Annotated in this window: 22 protein-coding genes; 9 read left to right on the top strand and 13 right to left on the bottom strand. The window is 64.0% G+C overall.

What is annotated here, in order from left to right:
• The 3 genes from EPD81_RS06695 to EPD81_RS06685 form a co-directional block, all read right to left on the bottom strand.
• On the bottom strand, window positions 1-561 hold a 561-nt coding region (locus EPD81_RS06695; protein ID WP_142804667.1), incomplete at its 3' end, for an L-threonylcarbamoyladenylate synthase.
• A 9-nt stretch (window positions 562-570) separates the two neighbouring features.
• On the bottom strand, window positions 571-1410 hold the full coding sequence (locus EPD81_RS06690; protein WP_142804666.1) for a 3',5'-nucleoside bisphosphate phosphatase: 840 nt from the start codon (window positions 1408-1410) through the stop codon (window positions 571-573).
• Window positions 1411-1440: 30 nt separating this feature from the next.
• Window positions 1441-1872 carry a peptidylprolyl isomerase gene (locus tag EPD81_RS06685; RefSeq protein ID WP_142804665.1) on the bottom strand — a complete coding sequence of 144 codons (432 nt, stop codon included), beginning with the start codon at window positions 1870-1872 and terminating at the stop codon, window positions 1441-1443.
• 165 nt (window positions 1873-2037) lie between these two features.
• Here EPD81_RS06685 and gcvH point away from each other — a divergent pair, with 165 nt between their 5' ends.
• Both gcvH and EPD81_RS06675 read left to right on the top strand, forming a co-directional pair.
• A complete protein-coding gene (gene gcvH / locus EPD81_RS06680) occupies window positions 2038-2421 on the top strand; it encodes a glycine cleavage system protein GcvH (RefSeq protein WP_142804664.1) in 384 nt (127 codons plus the stop codon).
• 3 nt (window positions 2422-2424) lie between these two features.
• The gene (locus EPD81_RS06675) at window positions 2425-3972 is read left to right on the top strand and encodes a beta-1,6-glucan synthase (protein WP_185955380.1); all 1548 of its coding nucleotides are present in this window, start codon (window positions 2425-2427) and stop codon (window positions 3970-3972) included.
• Here the strand turns inward: EPD81_RS06675 and EPD81_RS06670 are convergent.
• Window positions 3890-4297 carry a hypothetical protein gene (locus EPD81_RS06670; RefSeq protein ID WP_142804663.1) on the bottom strand — a complete coding sequence of 136 codons (408 nt, stop codon included), beginning with the start codon at window positions 4295-4297 and terminating at the stop codon, window positions 3890-3892. The genes EPD81_RS06675 and EPD81_RS06670 overlap by 83 nt on opposite strands.
• Window positions 4298-4473: 176 nt before the next feature.
• On the opposite strand from EPD81_RS06670, the gene EPD81_RS06665 reads away from it, so the two are divergent.
• Together EPD81_RS06665 and ettA are read left to right on the top strand one after the other, a co-directional pair.
• The gene (locus EPD81_RS06665; protein WP_142804686.1) at window positions 4474-7140 is read left to right on the top strand and encodes a glycosyltransferase; all 2667 of its coding nucleotides are present in this window, start codon (window positions 4474-4476) and stop codon (window positions 7138-7140) included.
• Window positions 7141-7162: 22 nt separating this feature from the next.
• Complete coding sequence (gene ettA / locus EPD81_RS06660; protein WP_142804662.1) at window positions 7163-8830, top strand: energy-dependent translational throttle protein EttA; 1668 nt, start codon at window positions 7163-7165, stop codon at window positions 8828-8830.
• On the opposite strand, the gene EPD81_RS06655 is transcribed toward ettA, so the two are convergent.
• Window positions 8831-10087 (bottom strand): HAMP domain-containing sensor histidine kinase, encoded by a 1257-nt coding sequence (locus tag EPD81_RS06655; RefSeq protein ID WP_142804661.1) that lies wholly within the window; start codon window positions 10085-10087, stop codon window positions 8831-8833.
• Window positions 10065-10757 carry a response regulator transcription factor gene (locus tag EPD81_RS06650; protein WP_142804660.1) on the bottom strand — a complete coding sequence of 231 codons (693 nt, stop codon included), beginning with the start codon at window positions 10755-10757 and terminating at the stop codon, window positions 10065-10067. Before EPD81_RS06650 ends, EPD81_RS06655 begins: the two co-directional genes overlap by 23 nt.
• 125 nt (window positions 10758-10882) lie before the next feature.
• Between EPD81_RS06650 and EPD81_RS06645 the strand changes: the two genes are divergently transcribed.
• Genes EPD81_RS06645 through EPD81_RS06635 form a run of 3 tightly spaced genes read left to right on the top strand, consistent with a single transcriptional unit; the run spans window position 10883 to window position 13607 of the window.
• Window positions 10883-12577, top strand: coding sequence for a glycosyltransferase family 39 protein (locus tag EPD81_RS06645; protein ID WP_142804659.1), 1695 nt, complete (start codon window positions 10883-10885; stop codon window positions 12575-12577).
• 5 nt (window positions 12578-12582) lie between these two features.
• Window positions 12583-13311 carry a glycosyltransferase family 2 protein gene (locus EPD81_RS06640; RefSeq protein ID WP_142804658.1) on the top strand — a complete coding sequence of 243 codons (729 nt, stop codon included), beginning with the start codon at window positions 12583-12585 and terminating at the stop codon, window positions 13309-13311.
• Window positions 13308-13607: a lipid-A-disaccharide synthase N-terminal domain-containing protein gene (locus tag EPD81_RS06635; protein WP_055422788.1), complete on the top strand. Its 300-nt coding sequence runs from the start codon at window positions 13308-13310 to the stop codon at window positions 13605-13607. The genes EPD81_RS06640 and EPD81_RS06635 overlap by 4 nt, the downstream gene beginning before the upstream one ends.
• Before the next feature lie 26 nt (window positions 13608-13633).
• Here EPD81_RS06635 and EPD81_RS06630 read toward each other — a convergent pair whose 3' ends face one another.
• Complete coding sequence (locus tag EPD81_RS06630; RefSeq protein ID WP_185955379.1) at window positions 13634-15805, bottom strand: bifunctional diguanylate cyclase/phosphodiesterase; 2172 nt, start codon at window positions 15803-15805, stop codon at window positions 13634-13636.
• Window positions 15802-16566, bottom strand: a complete 765-nt coding sequence (locus tag EPD81_RS06625) for an MBL fold metallo-hydrolase (RefSeq protein WP_142804656.1) — start codon at window positions 16564-16566, stop codon at window positions 15802-15804. The genes EPD81_RS06630 and EPD81_RS06625 overlap by 4 nt, the downstream gene beginning before the upstream one ends.
• 227 nt (window positions 16567-16793) lie before the next feature.
• Here EPD81_RS06625 and EPD81_RS06620 point away from each other — a divergent pair, with 227 nt between their 5' ends.
• On the top strand, window positions 16794-17588 hold the full coding sequence (locus EPD81_RS06620) for a thymidylate synthase (RefSeq protein WP_142804655.1): 795 nt from the start codon (window positions 16794-16796) through the stop codon (window positions 17586-17588).
• Entirely contained in the window at window positions 17585-18082 is a 498-nt protein-coding gene (locus EPD81_RS06615) for a dihydrofolate reductase (RefSeq protein WP_142804654.1), read from the top strand. The genes EPD81_RS06620 and EPD81_RS06615 overlap by 4 nt, the downstream gene beginning before the upstream one ends.
• On the opposite strand, the gene EPD81_RS06610 is transcribed toward EPD81_RS06615, so the two are convergent.
• The 5 genes from EPD81_RS06610 to apbC all read right to left on the bottom strand — a co-directional run bounded on the left by EPD81_RS06610 (window position 18054) and on the right by apbC (window position 25563).
• On the bottom strand, window positions 18054-20165 hold the full coding sequence (locus EPD81_RS06610) for a bifunctional diguanylate cyclase/phosphodiesterase (protein WP_185955378.1): 2112 nt from the start codon (window positions 20163-20165) through the stop codon (window positions 18054-18056). The genes EPD81_RS06615 and EPD81_RS06610 overlap by 29 nt on opposite strands.
• A gap of 10 nt (window positions 20166-20175) precedes the next feature.
• Window positions 20176-21489, bottom strand: a complete 1314-nt coding sequence (locus EPD81_RS06605; protein ID WP_142804652.1) for an ABC transporter substrate-binding protein — start codon at window positions 21487-21489, stop codon at window positions 20176-20178.
• Between the two features lie 41 nt (window positions 21490-21530).
• On the bottom strand, window positions 21531-23765 hold the full coding sequence (locus tag EPD81_RS06600) for an arginine/lysine/ornithine decarboxylase (RefSeq protein ID WP_142804651.1): 2235 nt from the start codon (window positions 23763-23765) through the stop codon (window positions 21531-21533).
• A 57-nt stretch (window positions 23766-23822) separates the two neighbouring features.
• Entirely contained in the window at window positions 23823-24389 is a 567-nt protein-coding gene (gene dcd / locus EPD81_RS06595) for a dCTP deaminase (protein WP_028874211.1), read from the bottom strand.
• A gap of 85 nt (window positions 24390-24474) precedes the next feature.
• Window positions 24475-25563, bottom strand: coding sequence for an iron-sulfur cluster carrier protein ApbC (apbC, locus tag EPD81_RS06590; RefSeq protein ID WP_142804650.1), 1089 nt, complete (start codon window positions 25561-25563; stop codon window positions 24475-24477).
• Between the last annotated feature and the right edge of the window lie 210 nt (window positions 25564-25773).

Below are 25773 nucleotides of genomic sequence, written 5' to 3'. Positions count from 1 at the left end.
GAGATCGACCACGGTGGTGAGCTCGCGGCAGGTTTCGCCCGTGTCGACGATCACGTCGACCAGCTTGCCGATGCGCTCGGCCACCGCCTCGGCATCGGGCAAAGGCTCCTCCTCACCGGGCAGGATCAGACTGGTGCTCAAGAGCGGCTCGCCCAGCGCCTCAAGGATCGCCTGTACCACGCGGTGCTGCGGCACACGCAAGCCGATCGTGCGCCGTTTGGGGTGCAGGATGCGCCGGGGAAGATCGTGCGTTCCCTCGAGAATGAAGACGTAGGGACCAGGGGTGTTGGCCTTCAGCAGGCGAAAGACGCGGTTATCCACCCGGGCATAGTTGCCCAGCTCGGAGAGGTCGCGGCACAGCAAGGTAAACGGCTGCGACTCGTCCATGTCGCGAATACGGCGAATGCGCCGGATCGCCTCGACGTCCCCCAGATGACAGGTGAGGGCATAGCTCGAGTCGGTGGGCATGGCCACGACCGCGCCTTGCCGCAATTGACGCGCGACGAGGTCGACGAGTCGGCGTTGAGGATCGACGGGATGAATGGAGAGGATTTGCGCCATAACCAAACATTATAGCGCGTATTCGAGCAGCTGCCACACCGGCGTGAGGTCGGGCGGCAAGGGGGGCGCCGCGCCCAGTTCGACGGGCGATTCTCCTGGAGAATGAAAATCGGACCCCAGCGAGGCGGCAAAGCCCCATTGGCGCGCCACGTGCGCCCAGCGGCGCATGTCGTCGGGGCCGTGGGAACCGGAACTCACCTCGATGGCCGTGCCCCCTGCTTCATCGAAGCGCCGTAGCAGCTCTGCGAACTGCGAGGTCGAGAGGCGGTAGCGCGCCGGATGGGCCAGCACCGCCACCCCGCCCGCCCTGTGGATCCAGGCGAGCGCCTCTTCGAGCACGGCCCACTCGTGTTGGACGTAGCCGGGCTTGCCCTTGGCGAGGTAGTACTCAAAAACTTCCGAGACAGAGCGCATCAGACCGAGGGAGACGATATAGCGGGCGAAATGCGCGCGGCTCACCAAGGCCGGATTCTTGGCGAAGCGAAGGGCGCCTTCCCATGCACCATGGATGCCATGGCGCTCGAGCTCCTCGGCGATGCGCTTCGCCCGCGCGTCGCGCCCCGATCGCACCCGCTGCAAGCCTTCACTGAGGGCAGGATCGTCGGGATCGATGCCCAGGCCGAGCACGTGGATCGTCTCGTCGGCGAACGACACCGAGATCTCTACCCCCGGCACGAAAGAGATGCCCCACAGGCGCGCCTCTGCCTCAGCCGAGGCGCAGCCGGCGGTCTCGTCGTGGTCGGTGAGTGCGAGCAACGCCACGCCGTTCGCGGCGGCGCGACGAACTACCTCGGCCGGGGTGAGAACCCCGTCCGAGACGAGCGAATGGCAATGGAGATCCACTTTCATCGCATCCACCCTTCGCCCGCCGTAAAGCCCTTACTGAACGGCGACGAGCTCGATCTCGAACGTGAGGTCGCGCCCGGCGAGCGGGTGGTTCGCGTCGATGGTGATCGAATCTTCGGTCACTTCGACGACGACGATGGGGATCTGCCGACCGTCACGCGATTGCATCACCAGCTGCTGTCCCACTTCCGGCTCGAGATCCGGCGGCAGCTGCTCGCGCGGCACCTGCAACACCGCCTCTGCCACGCGATCCCCGTAGGCCTCGGCCGCCGGGATGGTGACGGTTTTCGTCTGCCCCACGGCCATGCCCTCCACGGCTTGTTCGAAACCGGGAATCACCTGACCGGAGCCGACGGTGAATTCGAGCGGGTCGCGCCCGGCCGAGCTATCGAACACCGAGCCGTCGTCGAACTTGCCGGTGTAATGGACCTGGACGGTATCGCCCGCTTTTGCTGCTTGATTCATGATCTTTCCTTTCCGCTGTCGTGTAGAGCACGCCGGTATCGACCGACGTATCCAAGACCTTACCTGCTTTCTCTTGCTTTGGCTAGACGTTTGCGGAAAAATTCCTTGCCCCTTTGGGCACTTGATGCTAATTTGGCGCCCCTGCAGCTTGCCCCGGAGCCCGTGATGAATCCCTCTCCCGACGACCGTCTGTACCTTCCCAGCCACCAGTGGTTGCGCCGCGAAGACGATGGAATTTACACTCTAGGCATCACCGATCATGCCCAACGTGAGCTCGGCGACATCGTCTATGTGCAATTGCCCGAGCCTGGTCAGCATCTCGAAGCCGGAGACGTGCTCGCCGTCGTCGAATCGGTCAAGGTCGCTTCCGAGATTCTCTGCCCTTTCCCCGCCACCGTCGTCGCGGTAAACGAAGAGCCCCGCGAACGACCCGAGCGACTCAACGAAGCGCCCTACGAGGTCTGGCTCCTGCAATTGCTGCCCGACGAAGACGCGCCTCTTCCCGAGCTGCTCACGGCGCGCGCCTATGATGCACTCCTCTCAGTCTGAACCATGCTCTCTGCCGCGCAGGCGCCTTTACGGCGGTATTTCGCTCTCACGGCGCTCGTGCTCGCCGCCCTCCTGGGGTGGTACTGGCACGAGAGTCGCCCCATCGATCTGCCCTCCTCGCCGCTCGCCGACCCGCGTCTGCAGTGCGTCTCTTACGCTCCCTACTATCGCGACGGCTACACCCCGTTCAAGAAAGACCTGAAACTCACTCGCGAAGAAATCGCCACCGATCTGCGCTCGCTCGCCGCCGTCACCCGCTGCGTGCGCACCTACTCGGTCGACCAAGGGCTGGATCGGGTCCCCGAAGTGGCACGCGAACTCGGGCTCACCGTGCTCTTGGGGGCATGGATCGGGCGCGACGACGATAAGAACCGCCATGAGCTCGAGCGCGCACTGGAGGTGGCCAATGCCAACGCCGACGTCGTGACGATGCTCATCGTCGGCAACGAAGTGCTGCTGCGCCGCGAGCAAAGCCCGGAGGCGATGGGCCGCTGGCTGGAAGAAGCCCGCGCGCGCAGCCGCGTGCCGGTGACCTACGCCGACGTCTGGGAATTCTGGCTGCGCCATCGCAGCGCGCTCGAGCCGCACGTCGATCGTGCCACCATCCACATCCTGCCCTACTGGGAAGACCGCCCTCAGCCGATCGAGGCGGCGATCGATCATCTCGTACGCATCAGGACGCTTGCCCGCACCTTGCTGACCAAACCGGTGGTGATCGGTGAGACCGGCTGGCCCAGTGCCGGACGCCAGCGCGAAGGAGCGATCCCTTCGCGCGTGAACCAGGCGCGCTACGTGCGCGAGTTCCTGGCCTTGGCGGAGCGTCATGGCTGGCAGTACAACTTCATCGAAGCGGTGGACCAGCCCTGGAAGCGCTGGTTGGAGGGCACCGTCGGTGGCCACTGGGGCATGCTCGACACTTCGCTCGTGCCCAAATTCCCCCTTACGGGGCCGATCGCCGAGCGTGAATCGTTCTGGCCGGTACTCCTTTGGGCGGGGGCTGGCGCGGCGCTGCTGCTCCTCATGGCCGCGCCAAGAACCGCGAGCGGACGCGACCACGCGTGGCATGCGCTCGCTGGCGCCGTGCTCGGACTCATCGCGATGTGGCAGTGGGAACACGCCCGGCTGGCCTACCGCGACGCCGTGGAATGGAGCGTGTTGGGAGCGATCGGACTCGCCTCGATTCTCGTCGCCGCGCGGCTTGCCGTGGCGCCGCGCCTGCCGGCCCGCTCCGTCGCGCTCGCGCTGCGGCTCTTGCTCTTTTGCGCCGCCGTGGCCTCCGTCTGGCTCGTGGTCGACGGCCGCTACCGCGACTTTCCCACTGCGCTCTATCTGCCGCTCGCGCTCTTTGCCTGGCGTCGCGCATGGGAGGTGAGCGCCGAAGAGCGGCTCTGGGCCTGGATTCTCTTCGCCTTTGGCCTCTACCGCTGGCTGGAAGAACCGGGCAACGGCCAGGCACTGCTGTGGGGACTCACGGCGATGACGTTCGCGCGAGCCATCCACGCGGCGCATCGCAGAACCACAGCCGCGGCAAAGCCCATAGCACAGCAATGACTCCCGGCGTGGCGGCATAGAACACCGTGGCCGCCACGCCGAGCCACAGCGCCGCCACCGCCCAGCGGCGCGATCCACGAAGCTGGGAGAGGGCCGCGCACAACACGGCCACCCAACCGATGCGTTCCTCGAGAAACGCCTGAACCAACAGGAACTTGGCTGCACAGGCAACGCCTCCTCCGGGCACCCACTTGCCGCCGCAGGCCGCCGGCGCGAGTTGCGCCTCCAGCCATCCGAAGCGCACCCATAGGCAGGCGAGCCCCACCAGGATCGCACCCAAGAACCAGCCGCGCACCAAGGCGCGCCATCCGCTCTTCTTCGTCATCCGGTTCGCCGTCTACATCCACCAGGAAACAAACATTTTCTCATCGCCCCGGCCAATTCCGCACGGGAAGCCGTAAAATCGTCCGTTATCCTCCCGTACCACGGATCGATGCAGTGAGCGCAAAACTCCATCTCTTCTGGCGGGTGCTCGTCGCCCTCTTCCTCACCCTGCTCGTGATGTTCGGCACCTTCAAGCTGTGGCAATGGCAGGTGCGGGTCGACACCATGCCCGGCGTCTCGGGCGAGATCGGCGGCTTCGCCTACACCCCTTTCCGTCGTGACCAGTCTCCCTTCGAGAAGAAGTATCCAACCCCCGAACAGGTCGCCGAAGACCTCGACATCCTGAGCAAGTACACTCGCCGCATCCGTACTTACGGCGTCTCCGATGTCCCCTCGATCTATCCCTTGGCCGAAGAAAAAGGCTTTACCGTCACCATGGGTTTGTGGGTCTCGGCCGACAAGGAACTCTCCGAGCGGGAGATTACCGAAGGCTTGGCGCTCCTGAAGCGACACAAGAACATCGAACGCATCGTGGTGGGCAATGAAGCGCTGCTGCGCAAGGAGATGACGGTGGCCGAGATGGCGTCCCATCTCGACCGCGTGCGCGCCGACATCCGCCGCCAGTTCCGCAAAGGACAACGTCCTCCGGTCTCCACCGCCGAACCTTGGCACGTCTGGCTCGCCAACCCCGAGCTCGTCGACCACGTCGATTACCTCATGGTGCACCTGTTGCCCTATCACGAGGGCATCTCCTCTGCACGGGCGCTCGAATACGCTTTCAGCCGATACGAAGAGCTGAGGCAGCGATTTCCCAAGAAGCCCATCGTCATTGGCGAGATCGGCTGGCCCACCAAGGGTGAAGTGATGCCCAACCTCATGGGCGGGGACGAATACGCCCGCGCCACCCTCGAAGACGCCGTGCGCTTCGTGCGCGGATTCCTCGCCGATCCACGTTCCGCCTTCCTCGATTACTTCATCATGGAGGCGTTCGATCAGCCCTGGAAAGTCGCCGTGGAAGGCTGGGCGGGTTCCTACTGGGGCATGTTCGACGCCGATCGTCAGCTCAAGTATTCCCTCGACGGTCTCATCGTGAGCGACGTACGCTGGCAAGAAAAAGCGCGCCTGGCGGTAGCGGTCGCAGCCGTGCCCATGTTCCTCATCGCCTTCGCTCTGGGTAGCTGGAACGTGCTCGGACGCCTGTGGCTCATGGGGCTGGTTCAACTCTCCGCGGCCGTACTCGTGGTCGGCGTCTATCTACCCAAGGATTATTACCTCTCGCGGGGCGATCTCGTCGGTCTCGTCTTCCTCATCTTTGCCACCCTCATGACCATCGCCGTACTGCTGTCGCACGGCTTCGAGTTCGGCGAGGTGCTCTTCAAGCGCCAATGGCGCCGGCGCTTCATCCCCCGAGAACCCCTGCCGCCCGAGCAGCAGCCCTTCGTCTCCATTCACCTCGCCTGCTACAACGAGCCGCCCGAGATGGTGATCGCCACCATCGACTCCCTCGCCCGGCTCGATTACGCTAACTTCGAGGTGATCGTCGTCGACAACAACACCACCGACGAGGCCCTGTGGAAGCCGGTGGAGGCGCACTGCGCCACGCTCGGGCCGCGTTTCCGCTTCTTCCACCTGCCGAAGTGGCCCGGCTTCAAGGCCGGGGCGCTCAATTTCGCCCTCGAGCAGACGGATCCGCGCGCCGAGATCGTCGGTGTGGTCGATGCCGACTACGTCGTCGAACCCGATTGGCTCGCCCGACTCGTGCCGCACTTCCTCGACAGCCCTCAGGTGGCGGTGGTCCAGGCGCCGCAGGCGCACCGCGACTTCGAACACAGTTTCTTCCAGCGCATGTGCAACTGGGAGTTCGAAGGGTTCTTCCGCATCGGCATGCACCACCGCAACGAACGCAACGCCCTGATCCAGCACGGTACGATGACGCTCATCCGCCGCCGGGCCCTGGAGGAAGTCGGCGGCTGGTCGGAATGGTGCATCTGCGAGGATACCGAACTCGGCCTGCGCCTGATCGAGCTCGGCTACGAAACCCGCTACGTGGATCACATCTTCGGCCGTGGCCTCACCCCTTCGGACTTCGCCGCCATCAAGTCGCAGCGCTTCCGCTGGGCGTTCGGTGCGATGCAGATCCTCAAGGCCCACTTGCCCAAGCTCCTGGGGCTGCGACCCTCGAAGCTGAACTTCGCTCAGCGCTACCACTTCCTCACCGGCTGGTTCGCCTGGTTCGGTGATGCCCTGCACCTCGTCTTCGCGCTCGCCTCCATCTACTGGACGCTGGGCATGATCCACTTCCCCAAAACCTTCGCCCTGCCGGTCGCCTCGCTCGCCATGCCCGTGCTCGGTTTCATGGCCTTCAAGACCGCACTCGGGCCCGTCCTCTACCGGCGCACCATGCACACGCGCTGGAGTGACATCCTCGGCGCCTCGATTCTCTCGGTCGGCTTGGCGCACACCATCGCGCGCGGCGTCTTCGCCGGGCTCTTCCAGAAGAAAGGCACCTTCGTGCGCACCCCCAAAGGTTGGCGCGCCAAAGGAACGTTTGCCTTCTTTGGCCCCATCCGCGAGGAACTCGGCCTGCTCGCGACGATCGTATTGGGTGCAGGGGTTCTCGTGGCCGAACGAGGGTTGCTCGACCTGGAAATCAAACTCTGGGTCTCCATCCTCATGCTGCAGGCGATCCCCTATCTGGCCGCCGTGCTGTGCCAGATCATCGCCTATTTGCCCGACAATGGCCCAGCGCAAGAGAGACTTCCCCAAACGTCCTCGCCGCCTCTGGGGAGCCATGAACCAGTCCCGGGAACTCCGGCCGGCGTTTCGGGTACAATGACCCATTGAACCGTAATTCTTCAGGAGTACCATGGCTCAGTATGTCATGTCCATGCTTCGGGTGAACAAAATCGTTCCCCCCAAGCGTCAGATCATCAAGGACATCTCGCTTTCCTTCTTTCCCGGCGCCAAGATCGGGCTATTGGGCCTGAACGGCGCGGGCAAATCCACCGTGCTGCGCATCATGGCCGGCGTCGACAAGGAGTACGACGGCGAGGTGCAATGGCAGCCCGGTATCCGCATCGGCTACCTGCCGCAAGAACCCCAGCTCGACCCGGAAAAGACCGTGCGCGAAGAAGTCGAAGAGGGGCTGGGCGAACTCGTCGAGGCGCGGCGCAAGCTCGAGGAAATCTACGCCGCCTATGCCGAGCCCGACGCCGACTTCGAGAAACTCGCCGAAGAGCAGGCCAAATACGAGGCCATCCTCGCCAGCGCCGGCACAGACCTCGAAAACCAGATGGAGATCGCTGCCGACGCGCTGCGCCTGCCCCCGTGGGACGCCAAGATCGCGCACCTCTCCGGCGGCGAGAAGCGGCGCGTGGCGCTGTGCAAGCTCCTGCTCTCCAAGCCCGACATGCTGCTGCTCGACGAACCCACCAACCACCTCGACGCCGAATCGGTCGAATGGCTCGAGCAATACCTCGTGCGTTTTCCCGGCACGGTGGTGGCCGTCACGCACGACCGCTACTTCCTCGACAACGCCGCGGAATGGATCCTGGAACTCGACCGCGGCGAGGGCATCCCCTGGAAGGGCAATTACACTTCCTGGCTGGAGCAGAAGGAAAAGCGCCTGGAGCAAGAAGCCAAGGCCGAAGCTGCTCGCCTCAAAGCCATGAAACAAGAGCTCGAATGGGTGCGCCAAAACCCCAAAGGGCGGCAGGCGAAATCCAAGGCGCGTCTGGCGCGCTACGAGGAGCTCGCCTCGATCGAATACCAGCGCCGCAACGAGACCCAAGAGATCTTCATTCCGCCCGGTGAGCGGCTCGGCGACAAGGTGATCGAATTCCACCACGTGAGCAAAGGCTTCGGCGATCGGCTGCTCATCGACGACCTCTCCTTCTCCGTACCCAAGGGGGCGATCGTCGGCATCATCGGCCCCAACGGCGCGGGTAAATCCACCCTTTTCCGCATGATCCTCGGCAAGGAACAGCCCGATTCCGGCACGATCGAGATCGGCCCGACGGTAAAGATCGCCGCCGTGGATCAATCCCGCGAAGGGCTCGATCCCAACAAGACGGTGTGGGAAGAAGTCTCCGGTGGGCTCGACATCCTCAAGGTCGGCGCTTTCGAGATGCCCAGCCGGGCTTACCTCGGCCGCTTCAACTTCAAGGGAGCGGATCAGCAAAAACCCGTGGGCAAACTCTCGGGCGGTGAGCGTGGACGGCTGCACCTCGCCAAGACCCTGATCCAGGGGGGCAACGTGCTGCTACTCGACGAACCCTCCAACGACCTCGACGTGGAAACGCTGCGAGCGCTCGAAGAAGCGCTCCTCGAATTCCCCGGCTGTGCGCTGGTGATCAGCCACGACCGCTGGTTCCTCGACCGCATCTGCACCCACATCCTCGCGGCCGAAGGCGACTCGCAGTGGACCTTCTTCGAGGGCAACTACCGCGAATACGAAGAGGACAAGAAAAAACGCCTCGGCGAAGACGCCGCCCGCCCGCGGCGCGTCCGTTACAAGCCGCTCGCGCGCGCCTGATCATTCCCGGCCGGAATCTTCTTCCTCCGGCCGGGAAAACGCGACCCGGACTCGGGTGCCCCCCGTAGCGGGTCGTTCGAAGTGCAGGACCCACCCCTCCCGTTCGCACAGCCGGCGTACGATCGTCAACCCACGGCCACGAGCCTGGGCTCGAGCCGCGTCCTGATCAGGAAGGCCGATCCCGTCGTCTTCGATATTCACCCCCTGCGCATCGATGCTTACCTCGACCCGGTGGCAGCGGGCGTGCTGCAGGGCATTACGCACCAGATTGGTCACGATCACCGCGAGCGTCTGGGGCGATCCATGCAGCGTCGGGCTCGCCTCGACGCTGAAATGCAGGACAGGACCTCCGTCTCGTGGAGTGAATTCGACCTGAGCAAGGCAATTGCGAACGATTTCGCTCACGTCGAATTCCTCCCGCGTCGCTTCCGGTTCGCGCGCGAGCAGCAGGAGGGTCTCGATGGTCTCGGCCATCCGTGCGCTCGCGTGATCGATACGCGCCAGAGCCCTCCGGGAACGCTCCGAGAGAGAGGGATCTGACGCGAGCAGCTCTGCTGCATGGCGGATCACGGTCAGCGGCGTGCGCAGCTCGTGGCTTGCGTCGGCGGAAAATTCCCGCTCTCGGGCCAGCAGCTCGGACATGCGCCAGCGATACTCGTCGAGCGCTCGCGCCAGCACCAGCACCTCTTCGTCCAGCCCTTCTTCGGCGAGCCGCACCTCGGCGGCGAGATCGTTCGCCTCGCCCAGGCGCCCGGCGAGCCGGGTGAGCGGCGCGAGCAGCCGGCGTGAAAAGTAGAAACCGAACCACAGCGCGACATAGCCGGAAAAAGCCGCGCCGCCGAGCACGATGAACACGCTCACCCATTCGCGCCGTTCGATGCTGGAGATGTCCTCGAGCACGGCGTAACGCCGCCCGTCGCCGAGGCTCGCCAGCCCGACGATCCAGGCCCGGTGCCCCAGTTCGAATTCATGGATTCCGTCGGCGCGGGAAAAAATGCGATCCGGCACGCCCTCGAGTTCGAACGAGGACAAAACATAGACCTTGGGATGGCGGGGATGCTCGCGCAGGACGTAATGCTCCGGGGTGCTCAAGAGGTGCTGCAACCGCTCCTGCACCGTCGCCTTTACCGCTTCCTCTTCCAGGGTATAGCTCACCCAGAGCATGGCGCCCGACACCAGGGGCCCCAAGGCTACGCCAAGAAAGACGAAGGCGGCGATGAGCCGCAGGCGCAGGCTAGGAGGACGTTTCTGCTTCATCGGGCACGGCCAGCCGGTAGCCCACGTGCGGCACCGTGTGCAGCAAGGGGACGTCGAAGGGACGGTCGATCGCCAGCCGCAGGCGGTGGATGTGGGCGCGCAAGGCGTCACTGTCGGGCGGATCATCCCCCCACAGCAGGGCTTCCAGGCGCTCGCGCGGCAGCACGGCGGGTGAGGCACGCATCAGCAGGCGCAGCAATTGATAATCCAAAGGTGCCAGCGCGATCCGGCGCCCCTGTCGCGATACCTGCCGGGTGCGCTCGTCGAGCAGCAGATCTCCCACTTGCAAGCGTTGCTGCTCCAACCCTCCGGCGGCGCGGCGCACTTGCGCACGCAAGCGCGCTTCGAGCTCGCGCAGCGACAGCGGCTTGACGAGGTAATCGTCGGCCCCGGCTTCGAGGCCGAGCACCTTGTCATCGAGCTCACCACGGGCGGTGAGCATGAGGATGGGGGTGGCAAGGCCTTCCTCTCGCAGGCGCCGGCACAGCTCGACGCCGTCGATGCCGGGCAAGCCCAGATCGAGCACGATGGCGTCGAACGCCTTGCTGGCGGCAAAATGCAGGCCGCTGAGGCCATCGCGCGCCAGATCGACGCGGTGTCCTCGCGATTCGAGATAATCTACGATATTACCCGCCAGATCGGGATTGTCTTCGATGAGCAAAACGTCCATGGCGACTCATTATAGGAGAGTTGTCGATCGAGGGCACAGGAGGGCTCCGTTCCCTCGACACCTTCACACCGCGTTGACGTGGCTGCGCCTATCATGGCGCCTCCACGAACGCCTCCCTACGCAGCATGCCCGCTTCCCCGACGATCTTTCCCCGCGGTCCTCTCGAAAAACCATCGCCAGCGGCTGCAGCAGGCCATTCGATCCCTTTTTATGTTTTGACCTGGCTCGCCGGCATCGGTTTGCTCACCTTCGCCTTTCTCTACGCCTTGCCATTCATTCCCATCGACGAGACGCGCTACCTCGGCGTGGCCTGGGAGATGTTCGCCCGCGGCGACTTCCTCGTACCCTATTTGAACGGACACCCCTATCACCACAAGCCGCCGCTGCTCTTCTGGATACTCCACGCAGGCTGGGCCATTTTCGGGGTGAACGACTGGTGGCCGCGGGTGGCGAGCGCCAGCCTCTCCTTTGCCGGAGTGCTCCTCACCGCCCGTCTCGCCCGCCGCATGTGGCCGGATGCGCTCTCTCTCGGCGGCTGGGCCGGCACGATCCTGCTGGGAATGGGGCTGTGGGCGGCTTATACGCCGGCCGTGATGTTCGACATGCTGCTCGCCACCTGCGTTCTGTTGGCGATGAACGGACTGTGGGATGCCGCTCAGGGCAAGCCACGCGCCTGGCTATGGGTGGTGGTCGGTATCGGCTCGGGGGTACTCGCCAAGGGGCCGGTCGTACTATTGCACGTGCTGCCCGCGGCGCTGCTGTGGCCGTGGTGGCGGCCTCTGGCACAGCCCTTGGGGCGCTGGTACCGACGCCTGGCGCTCGCCGTCCTGGGGGGCGCGGCGATCGCGCTCGCCTGGGCGGTGCCGGCGGCGATCCGCGGCGGCCCCGAGTACGCGCACATGATCTTCTGGGGGCAGAGCGCCGGGCGCATCGTCAAATCCTTTGCCCACCAGCGCCCCTGGTGGTGGTATTTCCCCCTCTTGCCGCTGCTCCTCTACCCCTGGCTGCTGTGGCCGAGCGCCTGGCGGGCGCTCGCGCGGCTCGAATGGCGAACCGACCCGGCGCAGCGCTTTCTCTTGGCTTGGGCAGTGGTCCCGTTCGTCGCGTTCTGCGCCATCAGCGGCAAACAAGCCCATTACCTCCTGCCGCTCTTCCCTGCCGTATCGCTCCTGCTCGCGCGCACCCTCGCGACGCGGGGGATACTTGCCACCCGTTTCGACCATTTCCCCTTGCTTCTGCCGTTCCTCGCGGCAACGGCGCTCCTCTTCCTTCGTCTGCGGCCCCCGGCTCATCTTCCCCCTGTCATTGCCGAAAGCGCTTGGTGGCCGATCCCTGCGCTCGCCGCCGTAGCCTTTTTCGGCTGGCTGGCTCCCAGGCGCACGCTGTATTCGAGGGTATCGTCGCTCGCGGGCGCCACCGTCCTGTCGCTCGTGATCCTCGCTCTGGGGCTGGGTCGTGCCGCAGCTCCTTATTACGACGTACGTCCTACGAGCCGCTTCATCGCCCAAGCTCAGGCCGAGGGGCGCCCGGTGGGTTTCGTCGGTAAATACTACGACCAATTTCATTTCTACGGTCGTCTGACGCAACCGATCGAAGAGATTTCCTGGTCGAGTCTGCACGCCTGGGCCAAAGACCATCCTCATGGGTTGATCATCGAGACTTTCGCCAACACCCCGCCCTCTGAATTCGCTGCGCCGGTTTTTCAGCAACCCTACCGCGGCCGGATTCTACTCGTGGTCGCCGCCTCCGACGTCATGTCGGTTTCCGGCGACGCATCCACCCACCCTTCCAACGACGAGGCCGACGACGCGTCGGAGTGAACTTCATGGACCTCTCCATCGTCATCCCCGTACACAACGAACGCGACAACGTCGCCACCCTCGCCGAGGAGATCGCCACGGCACTCGGCGACAAGCTCGATTTCGAGGTGATCTTCGTCGACGACGCGAGCACCGATGACACGTTTGCCGTGCTGCAAGACCTCTGCGCCCAGAAGGGGCCGAACTGGCACGTGGTGCGCCATGAGCGCAATGCCGGTCAGAGCGCGGCGCTGCTCACCGGGGCGCTCGCCGCACAGGGAGAATGGCTCGGGACGCTCGACGGCGACGGACAGAACGATCCGGCCGATCTGTGGCGTTTCTGGACCCTGGTGCAGCAGGAGCCAAACCCACCGGACATGGTCATCGGCCACCGCGTCGATCGCCACGACACGTGGATTCGGCGGCTATCCTCGCGCATCGCTAATGCGGTTCGCTCGGCCCTGCTGCACGATGGCGTGCCCGACAGCGGCTGCGGCGTGAAACTCATCCGGCGCGAGCGCTTCCTGCGCCTGCCCTACTTCGATCACCTACATCGTTTCCTTCCCGCTCTGGTGCGACGCGAGGGCGGGCGCGTGGTCTCAGTGCCGGTGCACCATCGACCGCGGCGGCACGGCACGTCGAAATACGGCATCGGTAATCGCCTCTGGGTCGGTCTGGTCGATCTTTTCGGTGTGTGGTGGCTGCTGCACCGTCGCCGCTTGCCCTACCCTTCACGGCACGGAGAACAAAGATGAACCCCGACCTCATCTGGCTCGGCATCGGCCTGACCGGTCAGGCGCTTTTCTCGATGCGTTTTCTCGTCCAGTGGCTCGCGAGCGAACGCCAGCGGCGAAGCGTTATGCCAATAGCATTTTGGTACTTCAGCCTCGCTGGCGGGGCGACGCTGCTTGCCTACGCCATCTATCGCGCCGATCCCGTCTTCATCATCGGCCAGCTCACGGGCCTTTTCATCTACGCCCGCAACCTGCATCTCATCTGGCGCGAGCGCAAGCGTCACGCCCGGGACGGCGCCTCCGAGGTCTCGGCCTGAAGCGCAGCTGATTTCTTCACGAGCGCTCAGCGCCCGACGGTCTTGTCCGCGAAAAGCAGAATGTCGGGTCTAGGCAAACCGATGTAATACCCCTGGGCGTGCGTCACTCCAAGGGCACGCAGGTGCTCAAGCAGGCTCTGGCTCTCGACGAATTCGGCCACCGTCTGGATGCCGAGATCGTGGCACAGGCGGGCGAGGTTGCGCACCAGCGCTTCGTCGGTCTTCGAGTGCTCGATGCCGCGGATGAAGGCGCCATCGATCTTGACGAAGTCGAATTCCAGCTCGCGCAGGTAGTGGAAGGAGTTGTAGCCGCTGCCGAAATCGTCGAGGGCGAAACGAAACCCTTTCTTGCGCAAGGTGGAGAGGAAAAGGCGGATCTTCTCCATGTCGGAGATGGCATCGCGCTCCAGCAGTTCGAAGACGATGCGATGAGGGTCGATCTCCCACTGATAACAAAGGCGGGAGGCAAAGGTCAGTACGTTGCGGTTCTGGATCTCCTGCACCGAGAGATTGAGGAAAAGCATCGGCGCAGTTTCCTTCGACTCGGCGGGAAGACGGCGCAAAGTATCGAGGGAAGCGGCAATCATGCGACGATCGAGTTCTCGCCCCATGCCATACTTCTCGATTGCATCGATGAAGCGGGCGGCGGAGACGATCTCCCCATCGTCGGCAATGAGGCGGGCGAGCACCTCATAGGCGACGACCCTGCCGCTCGCCGTTTCGATGATGGGCTGGAAATAAGGGACGATGCGCCCTTTGCGCAAAGCGGCCCGCACGATCTCCGCTTCTTGGCGGCGGTGCTGGGCGATGCGCTGCGCCTCCTCTCCACGATCGATGTCGCTGTAGAGGAAGATGCCATTCTTGCCCCGTTTCTTCGCTTCATAGGCGGCGAAGTCGAGCCGGGTCATCAGATCGTTTTGATTGGCTCCGTCGGCGGGATAGGTGACGATGCCGATCGAGGCGGTGAGATGGAATTCGAGCTGGGAAGCGTGGACGGGATGCTCGCGCAGACGGTCACGGATGGTACGGGCAAGGCGTTTGGCTTCCTCTTTGCCCGTCTCCGGCAAGAGGATGACGAATTCGTCGCCTCCGATGCGGCAGACGAGATCGCCCGGGCGCACGCTGCCCTTGAGGTGATTGGCTACCTGACACAAGGCTTCGTCGCCCACGGGATGGCCGAAGGTGTCGTTGACGTCCTTGAAATCGTCGAGATCGACCATCAGCAGAGAGAATTCGTGCTGGTGGCGCTCGCTGCGCGTGATCTCGTACTGCAGCATGGAGAGAAAATGCCGCCGGTTGTAGAGGTTGGTGAGGGGGTCGTGCAGCGAATAGTATTCGAGCTCGGCGAGCGACTGCCCCAACGCGCGGCTGGAGCCGACCACGATGACGACGATCGCCAGAAGCGAGCGGATCACCGCCTCTTCCTGCGGCGAGAGCTTCTCATGCACGCCGAAGGCCGCCCCGAGGATGCCGGCGAGCTTGGTGTGCCGCTCCGGCACCCGCTCGGTGATCAACATCATCGATTCGACCGGCTTCGCCTCGGCGGGTTGGGTCGTGAGGAAATGCTCTTCGATGTCAAACGCCGCATCGGGAGGCTGACCCAGGGAAGCGAGGACGTGCTGCGAGACGCGATGCAAGAGCTGCTCTCGCATGGCCGATTCCAGCGCCGCAGGGTGGAAGACCTTGAGCGTCAGCCCGTGCTTCTCGGCAAAAGCGACGAAGAACGCATCGAACGGAAAGATCTGGTAAAAATCGGTGAGGATCTTCTTGAGGAACTCCATCCATTGGGAGATGCGCTCATAGGAAAAGATGATGCGTTCGAGCACGGCGCGCTGCCGGTCGATGAGCTCCTTCTCCACCAGGGTCTGGGTGAGTTCGGCGCTGGCTGCTTCAAAGTGGTGCAGCAAGGAGACGATGGCCTCGGTCTGGGCCCGCCCATCCTGGTCGAGGAGCTCGTGGAGCAGACCGACCATACGGTCGAGGCGGGCAAGCTGGGAGCGGGGAGATTCCGCCTCGGCCGTTCCTTCGGCCGGCGGATGCTCGAGCGTCGCCGCCAGACGGCGATGGGCGCGCTCGAGTGCAGCCGCCATGGCCGAAAACCCGAGACGGAAACGGGTCTCATGCTCGAGGATACCGGTGATCGCTCGCAGGCTATCGCGCCGCAGACGCAAGAGATCGGGGGGAATGAAACGGTTCATCGCCGAAACACTCCCCCGGGCTGCAGGAGATCGACGCCGCATTCGAGCCCCTCAAGCCAGCCGAGGAACTGGCCAACGGCAGCGCCGCGATAGACCGGCCCGTGCTGTGGCGCCAGCAGCTCGACCGGCCGCTCGCCCAAGGTTTCCCTCCACGCTTTGATGGCGCGGTTGCTCGCCATGTAGCGGCGATGGAACCCCTCGATGCGGGGCAGATGCGGCGCCAGATCCTCGATGAAAGTCTGCGTCTCGGCGCCGCTCAGTTCGGAAGCCCCCACGTCGCCGGAGAAGAGGATCTTCGCCCGCGGGTCGTAGACCTGGAAGTTGCCTTCCGAATGGAGGAAATGCGCCGGGATCAGCTCGAGGACGGCGGAGGTTCCGAGGTCGATCTGGGCGCCGGTGTCGGGAATGGCGACGATGCGATCGGTACTCGGAAGACCATAATGGGGGATGAAGCGCGTCCACAGGCGCGAGATGAGGACGGTGGCGCGGGTGAGCTCGAGCCAGGAAGCCAGGCCGCCGACGATGTCCGGATCCTGATGGGAAAGCACGATGTAGCGGATCTGCTCGGGCTCGCAGTAAGCGAGCATCGCCTCGAGCACGTCGGCCATCACGCCGAAACCGCCGGGATCGAGCAGGACGCCGAACTCCTGATGCAGGATGAGGTACTGGTTGGAGTGAATGCCGCCTTCGTCGAGCTCTTCGCTTTCGTTGAGGAGCACGCACAGGTGAGCATCGTCCCGATAGAGCTCTATGTTGTGCATCGATTTCGTCTCACCTCGTGAGAAAAAGGGCTCTGCTTCGAGTTCGATAAGAATAACACCGACTAGCCCAGGGATAAAACCCCATCAGAGGGTGTGGAGACATGGAACGAGTGCAGTCACGGGGAACATGCTCTGCTGGCGAGGGGAGGCCGCACGACGCTGCCGGGTGCCGTTTCCGCGCCCTTGCTGCGTTAAAATGGACGGTCAAAATTCGTTGCGGCACGGCGATGCGCCCCTATCTCGACCTTTTGCACCACATCCTCGAACACGGCACCCGCAAGGCGGACCGTACCGGTACGGGGACCTTGTCGGTCTTCGGCTGGCAGATGCGCTTCGACCTGCGTGAAGGCTTTCCGCTGCTCACCACCAAGAAACTGCACGTCAAATCGATCATTTACGAATTGCTGTGGTTCTTGCGCGGCGACACCAACGTCGCTTACCTGCGCGAGCACGGTGTGACGATCTGGGACGAGTGGGCCGACGAGCACGGCGAACTCGGCCCGGTCTACGGCAAACAGTGGCGCCGCTGGGAGGCCCCGGACGGTCGCACCATCGACCAGATCGCTCTCCTCGTCGAAGGGTTGAAGACCAATCCGGATTCACGCCGGCATCTGGTCGTGGCCTGGAATCCGGCCGAGGTAGACCAGATGGCGCTGCCGCCGTGCCATGCGCTCTTTCAATTCTACGTTGCCGAGGGCAGGCTCTCCTGCCAACTCTATCAGCGCAGCGCCGACGTCTTTCTCGGCGTGCCGTTCAACATCGCCTCCTATGCGCTGCTCACCCTGATGGTGGCCCAGGTCTGCGGCTATGAGGCGCACGAGTTCATCTGGACGGGCGGCGATTGCCACCTCTATCTCAACCACCTGGAACAAGCTCGGCTGCAGCTCGGTCGCGAACCAAGGCCATTGCCCAAGATGAAGCTCAACCCGGAGGTGACCAATCTCTTCGCTTTCCGCTACGAGGATTTCACGCTGGAAGGCTACGATCCGCACCCCCACATCCCCGCTCCGGTGGCCGTATGAGCGAGTGGGTGATCGTCGCCGCCGTGGCGCGAAACGGGGTGATCGGCCGTGGCGGGGCGCTGCCGTGGCGGCTGAGATCCGACTTGCGGCACTTCCGCCGGCTCACCACCGGGCACGCGGTGCTCATGGGGCGAAAGACGTGGGAATCGCTCGGCCGCCCCCTGCCCGATCGGCGAAACGTGGTGGTGAGCCGCGATCCCTCTTTCACGGCCCCGGGCGCCGAGGTCTATCCGTCGCTGGATGCCGCGCGGGCTGCGCTCGCCGATGAGCCGGTCGTCTTCGTGATCGGCGGCGCGCAGCTCTATCGCCAGACCCTGCCGTTTGCCGATCGCCTGGTGCTCACGGAAGTGGACGCCGAGCCACCGGGAGATGCCTTTTTCCCCCAGTGGGATCGAGCACACTTCGTCGAAGTCGGCCGTCAGGCGTTACCTCCTGAAGAAAGCGACGAGTATCCGGCCGTGGTGGTCACGTACCACCGCCGGCCTCGAATTTGACCGTTCCCTGCCCGTCGCTGGAGGCAGTGGTCAGCATTTGTTGCAGGGTTTCTTCGAATTGCTCGATCGGCAACGGTCGAGCGAAATAGTACCCTTGATAGGCGGGGCACCCGAGTTCGGCGAGGAATTTCCACTGCTCGGGCGTTTCCACCCCTTCGGCGATCACTTGCAATCCGAGGCTTTCGGCCAAGGCGACGATGGTACGGGCGATGGCGGCATCATTGGGATCGGTGAGCACGTCGCGCACGAAGGACTGGTCGATCTTGAGCTCATCGAGCGGCAGGCGTTTGAGGTATCCCAACGAGGAATATCCCGTACCGAAATCATCCAAGGCAAAACCGATGCCCCGTTGTTTCAGGACGCGCATTTTGTCGATGATGCCGCCGAGATCGGAGGCGAGCGTGCTCTCGGTGAGTTCGAGCTTGAGGCGGCGAGGATCGGCCCCCGTCTTCTCGAGGATTTCGAGCACCCGCTCGACGAAATCGGGCTGATAGAACTGACGCGCGCTCACATTGACCGAGAGCGTAAGCCCTGCCGTCTCCGCCTTGCGTTCCCATGCCACCAATTGCCGACAGGCGTTTTCGAGAATCCACCAACCAAGCGGTACGATGAGTCCCGTCTCCTCGGCCAAGGGGATGAATTCGGCCGGAGAAATCAAACCACGTTCGGGATGCGGCCATCGGATCAGCGCTTCGGCGCCGACCGGCCAACTGGGACCGCGCACCTGCAGCTGATAGTAAAGGACGAATTGCCCCGTCTCCACCGCCTTGACGAGATCCCGCTCGAGTTCCGCTCTCCGGCGGACGGCGCGCGCCATCTCTTCGTCGAAGAAACAGAGACGGTCACGGCCGCTCGCCTTGGCGTGATACATCGCCACGTCGGCGCGTTTGAGCAGTTCTTCCAGCCCAGGCTCGCCATCGTGGAACAGCGCGCCCCCCGCGCTGGCGGTGGTGCGCACCGAGGCATGGTCGATCCGACAAGGAAGGGCAAGGGACTCGCGCAGGCGGGAAAAAACGGCCTCGACGCGCTGCTTGGCTTGGTTTTCGGTCGCTCCGAGCCGCGACAGGATCACCAGGAATTCGTCACCCCCGGCCCGGGCGATCAACCCTTGGCTTTCGAATTCGACGCGCAAACGCTCGGCGATCTGGCGCAGCAACTCGTCCCCTGCTTCGTGCCCCAAGGTATCGTTGAGCGTTTTGAAGTCGTCCAGATCGACGAGCAGCAATGCGCCGTACTCTTGCGGGCGTGACAGTAAAATCTCCCGTAGGTGCTCGAGCGCGGCGATACGATTGGGCAGGCCGGTGAGCTGATCATAGAAAGCGAGCTGGCGGATGCGCGCCTGCGCCCGCTTCTGTTCGGCGATGTAAGCGGCGAGTTTTTCCGTCATCGAATTGATGCCCTGCTGCAAGTCGCCCAATTCGTCGGCGTAGGTGATCGGGATGCGCGTCTCCAGCGCCCCTTCCTCGATCTGTGCGAGCGCACTGAGGGTGCGCTGTACCCGGCGCGTGATGAGACGGTGCGCGACGAAGACGATGGCAAGCGACGTGAAGAGGAGGAAGGCCAGAGACAAGGCCGTCCCCCAGGCGATCACCTCGCGTTTGGCGGCACGCAACTCGGCGGTGTCGAAATCGAGCACCACCGTATAGAGAGGAATGGGGGTTTGCGGCCCTCGCAGACGTAGGACGGCAGTCAGCCGCTCGGACGTGAAGGACGCTTCGATCGGAGGGCGAGCGGCATCGTTCAACCAGGAAGGATCGAATCCCGGCACTTCTTCGGCTTTCTTCCCCAGGAGAAACGGGTCGCTCGCGACGATCACCCGGCCGTTGCCGCCCAAGACGAATCCGCCCTGGTATTCGAGGCCGATCAGGTCGGACATGAGGCAAGGGGTGGCCACCGCGTTGAGCGGCAGGTTTTCTTCCTGCAGCATGCGGCCGACGCGCTGCAGTTGAGCTTCGATGCGCCGCTCCATGATGGTGCGCGAGCGATCGAGATACACCGCCGTGAGCGCACCGAAGGCGAGCGCCTCGATCGCGAGGACCAGCCAGGCGATGCGGGCGATCAGGCCGAAGCGCGGGCGGGTCATGGGCTTCCCCTCAGGGGGTATAGAGCGGGGTCTCATCGAAAGATTCGAGGCGAGTGTGATCTTCCCCCTCGTAGCGCGCCTCCTCGGGGCTCAGGTGCCCAAGGATTTCGATGCCGGCGGCGGGGTTGGCGGGATCATGGCGCCAGGTGGCGGTATAGACGGACTGCTGCAGGTGATGGCTCACCGGATCCATCCAGGCGTCGTCGTGTTGCATACGCTCGCGCGCACTCCAGCGCATCGTCTCGAGCGTACGGATCACGGCGTGGTTCTGCGTGGTGCCCGCGGCCTCGATCGCCTGCAGCAGGGCGCGCATGGCCAGATAGGCGGCGTGCGTCACGTCACCGGGATAATCGAGCACCGTGTTGCCGTAGCGCTGGCGATAGCGTGCCACGAACTCGGCCGTGCCGGGCGTGTCGAGATTCCACGCCCAGGTGGTGCCGAAGAGCGGCCGCGGCGTGCCGGGGGCCGGATAGAGTTCCTCCCAATCGACCTCCCCCACTACCCACGACTGCCGCTCGAAGAGGGCGGGGTCGATCTGGGCGAAGAGCCGGATCTGGTTGTTGCCGCTCAGATTGACGGCGACGACGTCGATGTCCATGGCGGCGATGCGCGCGGCAAGCCCCGCCGGATCGGGCAGTGAGACGGGCACGACGATCTCCTCGACCACGCTGCCGCCGTAGCGCTCGATGTAACCGCGCGAGGCCGCGGCGTTGCTGTGCCCCCAGACGTTGTCCTCGGTGAGCAGGATGGCCCATTTACGCGGATGTCGATCGAGGGCGTATTTCAGGAGCGCCTTGTTGAAGTTGGCCCCGTTGGCGTCGAACACGAACTTGGTGCGATGCGCGTTTTCCACCGCCTCCGAGGGCGCCGAGGAGTTGGTATTGATGAAGATCACGCCGTATTTCTGGCATACCGCCGACATGGCGGCGGCCACGCCCGAGTCGATCGCTCCCACCATGAAGGCGATGCGGCTGCGCGTGATCAGCTCTTCAGCCACCTTCGCCGCCTGCGCCGGATCGGTGGTGGAATTGCGCACCACCAGCACGAGCTCGCGCCCCAGCACCTTTCCGCCGAAATCCTCGAGCGCCATCTCCACGCCGCGCCGGTCGGCCTCGGCGTGCAGGGCAAAGCGCCCGGTGGTGGGCATCACGTGCGCGATGAGCAGCGGCGGCTGTTGGGCAAAGACCCCGCCGCCGAGCAGCATCAGACCGAGGAACGACAGGAAGCTACGCCACGGCGAGGCGCCGGTGGGGAAAAGTCCCGCAGCGAAGCAGCGCGCCTTGGCCACGACGGACCGCATCAGGGAAAGCGTTTTCTGCTGCATGTCGCACACTCCGGCCAGCCGAGGAAGGATGCGCCCTTGGACTACGAGCGCACGCAGTCGACATGATAGTCCCCTTCAGAGTCCTTGACCAGACCATGGATATCGGTCTCGAATCCGGGAAAGCGCCGGTTGAAGTCGCGGGCGAACTGCAGGTAGCGCACGATGGTAGCGTTGAAGCGCTCGCCGGGGATCAGCAACGGAATGCCTGGAGGATAAGGCGTGACGAGCATGGCGGTGATCCGGCCTTCGAGCTCGTCGATCGGGACGCGGTCGATCTTGCGGTGCGCCATCATGGCGAAGGCATCGGACGGACGCATCGCCGGCACCATTTCGGAGGTGTACATCTCGGTGGTGAGCCGCGCGACGTCGTGCACCTTGTAGAAAGCGTGGATGCGCTGGCACAGGTCGCGCAGCCCCCAGTCCTCGTACTGCGGGTGCTTGGCGACGAATTCGGGCATCACGCGCCACAGCTTGCGGTTCTCGTCGTAGTCGTCCTTGAACTGCTGCAGTTCGGTGACCATGGTATTCCACCGGCCCTTGGTGATGCCGATGGTGAACATAATGAAAAATGAATAAAGACCCGTTTTCTCGACCACGATGCCGTGCTCGGCGAGGTAGCGCGTGACGACTCCGGCCGGGATACCCCATTCGTCGAATTCGCCCCCCACGTCCAACCCCGGCGTGATGATGGTCGCCTTGATCGGATCGAGGATGTTGAATCCTTCGGCCACGGCGCCGAAGCCGTGCCAGCGCTCGTTGGGGCGCAGCAACCAGTCTTCGCGCTGGCCGATTCCTTCCGCAGCGAGATACTCGGGTCCCCATACTTTGAACCACCAGCCGCCGATCTCGGCTTCCACATCGCGCATGGCACGGCGGAATTCCGCCGCCTCCATGAGGGATTCCTCGACGAGCGCCGTGCCGCCGGGCGGTTCCATCATGGCCGCGGCGATGTCGCACGAGGCGATGATGGCGTACTGGGGCGAGGTGGAGGTGTGCATGAGATAAGATTCGTTGAACACATCGCGGTCGAGCGTGCGCGTGCGCGACTCCTGCACCAGGATCTGCGAGGCTTGGGACAGGCCCGCGAGCAGCTTGTGCGTCGATTGCGTCGAGAAGATGAGCGAGTGCTCGCAGCGGGGCCGATCTTCGCCGATGGCGTGGTAGTCGCCGTAGAAATCGTGGAAAGCGGCGTGCGGCAGCCAGGCCTCGTCAAAGTGCAGCGTGTCGATGACGCCGTCGAGCTTTTGCTTGATGGTCTCGACGTTGTAGGCGATGCCGTCGTAGGTCGATTGCGTGATCGTCAGAATGCGCGGCGTGCGGCTGTTGGCCTGGTCGATGAGGGGGTGCGCGTCAATCTTGGCTTGGATCGACGCAGGCTCGAACTCCTCGAGCGGAATCGGACCGATGATGCCGTAATGGTTGCGTGTGGGCGTCAGGAAGACGGGAATGGCCCCAGTCATGATGATGGCATGGAGAATCGACTTGTGGCAGTTACGATCCACCACCACGATGTCGTTGGGTGCAACGGTGGAATGCCACACCATCTTGTTGGAGGTGGAAGTGCCGTTGGTGACGAAATAGAGGTGGTCGCAGTGGAAGATACGCGCGGCATTGCGTTCGGAAGCGGCCACCGGCCCGGTGTGGTCGAGCAACTGCCCCAGTTCCTCGACGGCGTTGCACACGTCGGCGCGCAGGAGATTCTCGCCGAAGAACTGGTGGAACATCTGCCCGACGGGGCTCTTCAAGAAGGCCACACCCCCCGAATGCCCCGGACAGTGCCAGGAGTAGGAGCCGTCGGCGGCATAATGCGTGAGCGCACGAAAGAACGGCGGCGGCAGGCTGTCGAGGTAGTTGCGCGCCTCGCGCACCACGTAGCGCGCGATGAATTCGGGCGTGTCCTCGAACATGTGGATGAACCCGTGCATCTCGCGCAACACGTCGTTCGGGATGTGGCGGCTGGTCCTGGTCTCGCCGTAGAGAAAGAGGGGGATGTCACGGTTGCGGAAGCGGATGGCGCGCACGAAGCCGCGCAACCGAGCAATGGCACGCGCGGCATCTTCCGGCGCCTGGAATTCCTCGTCGTCGATCGAGAGGAGGAAAGCCGAGGCACGGCTCTGCTGCTGGGCAAAAGAGGAGAAATCGGTGATGCTGGTCACGCCCAGCACTTCCATGCCTTCGGCCTCGATCGCCTTGGCGAGCACCCGGATGCCCAGGCCGCTCGCATTCTCGGAACGGAAATCTTCGTCGATGATGACGATGGGGAAATGGAAGCGCATGGAACTCGCCCTCGCAGCAAGATTCGGCAAAGGATGAAAAACGGCTACGTATGGCGATCAGAGTCGCGGCAAGGTCACGCCGCGCTGACCGAGGTACTTGCCGCCGCGGTCGCGATAGGAGGTCTCGCAGACTTCGTCGGACTCGAAGAAGATCATCTGCGCCACGCCTTCGTTGGCGTAGATCTTGGCCGGCAGCGGCGTGGTATTGGAAAATTCCAGCGTCACGTATCCTTCCCATTCGGGCTCGAGCGGCGTGACGTTGACGATGATGCCGCAGCGCGCATAGGTGCTCTTGCCCAGGCAGACGGTGAGGACGTTGCGCGGGATGCGGAAGTATTCCACCGTGCGGGCGAGCGCGAAGGAATTGGGCGGGATGATGCAGACTTCGCCCTTGAAATCGACGAAACTGCGCTCGTCGAAGGCCTTGGGATCGACGATGGTGGAGTTGATGTTGGTGAAGATCTTGAATTCGTCGGCACAGCGCACGTCGTAGCCGTAGCTCGAGGTGCCGTAGGAGACGATCTTGCCGCGCTCGGTCTGGCGCACGAGCTCGGGCGCGAAAGGTTCGATCATGCCGTGCTCTTGCGCCATGCGCCGTATCCAGCGATCCGATTTGATGCTCATCGTACTCCCGTTCGTGGCCTTGGTCGAAAACGGCGCGGCCGGCAACCCTGCACGCCCGCGATTGCCGCGAAGTGTACGCCAAAACTCAGCGATTTTGCACCACGACGGTAGGGAATTTGTGGCTGAGGTCGCGCGGCGAGCGCGCAAGCGCAAGTGCCACGCGCCGGGCGATGTCACGATAGCGCGCAGCGAGGGGGCCCTCGGGTTCGGCCACGACGGTGGGCGTTCCCGAGTCGGTCTCCTCGCGGATACGGATGTCGAGCGGTAGCGCCCCCAAGAACGGCAGACCATACTCCTGGGCCATGCGCTCTCCCCCGCCGCTGCCGAAGATGGGCTCGGCATGACCGCAGTTCGAGCAGACGTGGATGCTCATGTTCTCAACGAGCCCGAGGACCGGGACATTCACTTTCTGGAACATCTTCACCGCCTTGCGCGCATCGAGCAGCGCGATGTCCTGTGGCGTGGTGACGATGAGCGCACCGGTGAGCGGCGCCTTCTGCGACAGAGTGAGCTGGATGTCGCCCGTGCCCGGCGGCAGGTCGACGACGAGATAATCGAGTTCGTGCCAATTCGTCTGGGTGAGGAGCTGCAGCAACGCCTGGGAGGCCATGGGCCCGCGCCAGATCATGGGCGTCTCGGGATCGACGAGAAAACCGATGGAATTGACCTGCAGGCCGTGCGCGCGCAGCGGCTCCATGCTCTTGCCGTCGGTCGATTCGGGTGGCTGATGCCCCAACCCCAGCATCTGGGGAATCGACGGGCCGTAGATGTCGGCATCGAGCACGCCCACGCGCGCGCCTTCGGAGGCGAGCGCCAAGGCGAGGTTCACCGCCGTAGTGCTCTTGCCCACCCCGCCCTTGCCGGAGGCCACCGCGATCACGTTGGCCACCCCGGGCAGGGGTTGCGTGCCGGGCGGAATCTTGTGGATCTCGATGCGGGAGAGAAGCTCGACCTGCACCGACGCCACGCCGGGCTGCCCGGCGAGCGCTTGCGTCACCGCCTCACGCACTACCTCCCCCAGCGTCGCCACCGGATAATCCAGGGCGAGGCGCACGCGCACCGTGCCGCCTTCGACCTCGAACCCGACGATCGCCCTTTTACCCAAAGGAGTGCCGAGGTTGGGATCGGGGATCGCGGCCAACGTGTCGCGAAGGGTATCGGCTGAAAAGCTCATTGCAAGAACTCCGACAGAGGTTCGGGTATCATAGGGGACACCTCGAATGATCTACAGCGTGGCCGCATGGCAGCGCTCTCCGCTACACGGATGGGCCCACGGGCGTCTCGCCCGGCGACTGCTCGTGACGGTTTTTCGAGGTGTGCGTTTTTCGAGGTGTGCATCGAAGCAGACACTTTTCGCCGATCTTACTGCAAAACCCGATACGGC

The organism is Tepidiphilus sp. J10 (assembly GCF_006980785.1).
Taxonomy (GTDB): domain Bacteria; phylum Pseudomonadota; class Gammaproteobacteria; order Burkholderiales; family Rhodocyclaceae; genus Tepidiphilus; species Tepidiphilus olei.
This window is presented reverse-complemented; position numbering and strand designations above follow the sequence as displayed.

Excerpts from the sequence above, each read along its gene's own strand:
- EPD81_RS06610 (WP_185955378.1), bottom strand. The coding sequence starts at position 20,165 with ATGACCCGCCCGCGCTTCGGCCTGATCGCCCGCATCGCCTGGCTGGTC.
- EPD81_RS06620 (WP_142804655.1), top strand. The coding sequence starts at position 16,794 with ATGCGCCCCTATCTCGACCTTTTGCACCACATCCTCGAACACGGCACC.
- EPD81_RS06650 (WP_142804660.1), bottom strand. The coding sequence starts at position 10,757 with ATGGACGTTTTGCTCATCGAAGACAATCCCGATCTGGCGGGTAATATC.
- EPD81_RS06685 (WP_142804665.1), bottom strand. The coding sequence starts at position 1,872 with ATGAATCAAGCAGCAAAAGCGGGCGATACCGTCCAGGTCCATTACACC.
- EPD81_RS06640 (WP_142804658.1), top strand. The coding sequence starts at position 12,583 with ATGGACCTCTCCATCGTCATCCCCGTACACAACGAACGCGACAACGTC.
- EPD81_RS06670 (WP_142804663.1), bottom strand. The coding sequence starts at position 4,297 with ATGACGAAGAAGAGCGGATGGCGCGCCTTGGTGCGCGGCTGGTTCTTG.
- EPD81_RS06600 (WP_142804651.1), bottom strand. The coding sequence starts at position 23,765 with ATGCGCTTCCATTTCCCCATCGTCATCATCGACGAAGATTTCCGTTCC.
- EPD81_RS06630 (WP_185955379.1), bottom strand. The coding sequence starts at position 15,805 with ATGAACCGTTTCATTCCCCCCGATCTCTTGCGTCTGCGGCGCGATAGC.
- EPD81_RS06635 (WP_055422788.1), top strand. The coding sequence starts at position 13,308 with ATGAACCCCGACCTCATCTGGCTCGGCATCGGCCTGACCGGTCAGGCG.
- apbC (WP_142804650.1), bottom strand. The coding sequence starts at position 25,563 with ATGAGCTTTTCAGCCGATACCCTTCGCGACACGTTGGCCGCGATCCCC.
- EPD81_RS06605 (WP_142804652.1), bottom strand. The coding sequence starts at position 21,489 with ATGCAGCAGAAAACGCTTTCCCTGATGCGGTCCGTCGTGGCCAAGGCG.
- gcvH (WP_142804664.1), top strand. The coding sequence starts at position 2,038 with ATGAATCCCTCTCCCGACGACCGTCTGTACCTTCCCAGCCACCAGTGG.
- EPD81_RS06615 (WP_142804654.1), top strand. The coding sequence starts at position 17,585 with ATGAGCGAGTGGGTGATCGTCGCCGCCGTGGCGCGAAACGGGGTGATC.
- EPD81_RS06625 (WP_142804656.1), bottom strand. The coding sequence starts at position 16,566 with ATGCACAACATAGAGCTCTATCGGGACGATGCTCACCTGTGCGTGCTC.
- EPD81_RS06655 (WP_142804661.1), bottom strand. The coding sequence starts at position 10,087 with ATGAAGCAGAAACGTCCTCCTAGCCTGCGCCTGCGGCTCATCGCCGCC.
- ettA (WP_142804662.1), top strand. The coding sequence starts at position 7,163 with ATGGCTCAGTATGTCATGTCCATGCTTCGGGTGAACAAAATCGTTCCC.
- EPD81_RS06675 (WP_185955380.1), top strand. The coding sequence starts at position 2,425 with ATGCTCTCTGCCGCGCAGGCGCCTTTACGGCGGTATTTCGCTCTCACG.
- EPD81_RS06665 (WP_142804686.1), top strand. The coding sequence starts at position 4,474 with ATGTTCGGCACCTTCAAGCTGTGGCAATGGCAGGTGCGGGTCGACACC.
- EPD81_RS06645 (WP_142804659.1), top strand. The coding sequence starts at position 10,883 with ATGCCCGCTTCCCCGACGATCTTTCCCCGCGGTCCTCTCGAAAAACCA.
- EPD81_RS06690 (WP_142804666.1), bottom strand. The coding sequence starts at position 1,410 with ATGAAAGTGGATCTCCATTGCCATTCGCTCGTCTCGGACGGGGTTCTC.
- dcd (WP_028874211.1), bottom strand. The coding sequence starts at position 24,389 with ATGAGCATCAAATCGGATCGCTGGATACGGCGCATGGCGCAAGAGCAC.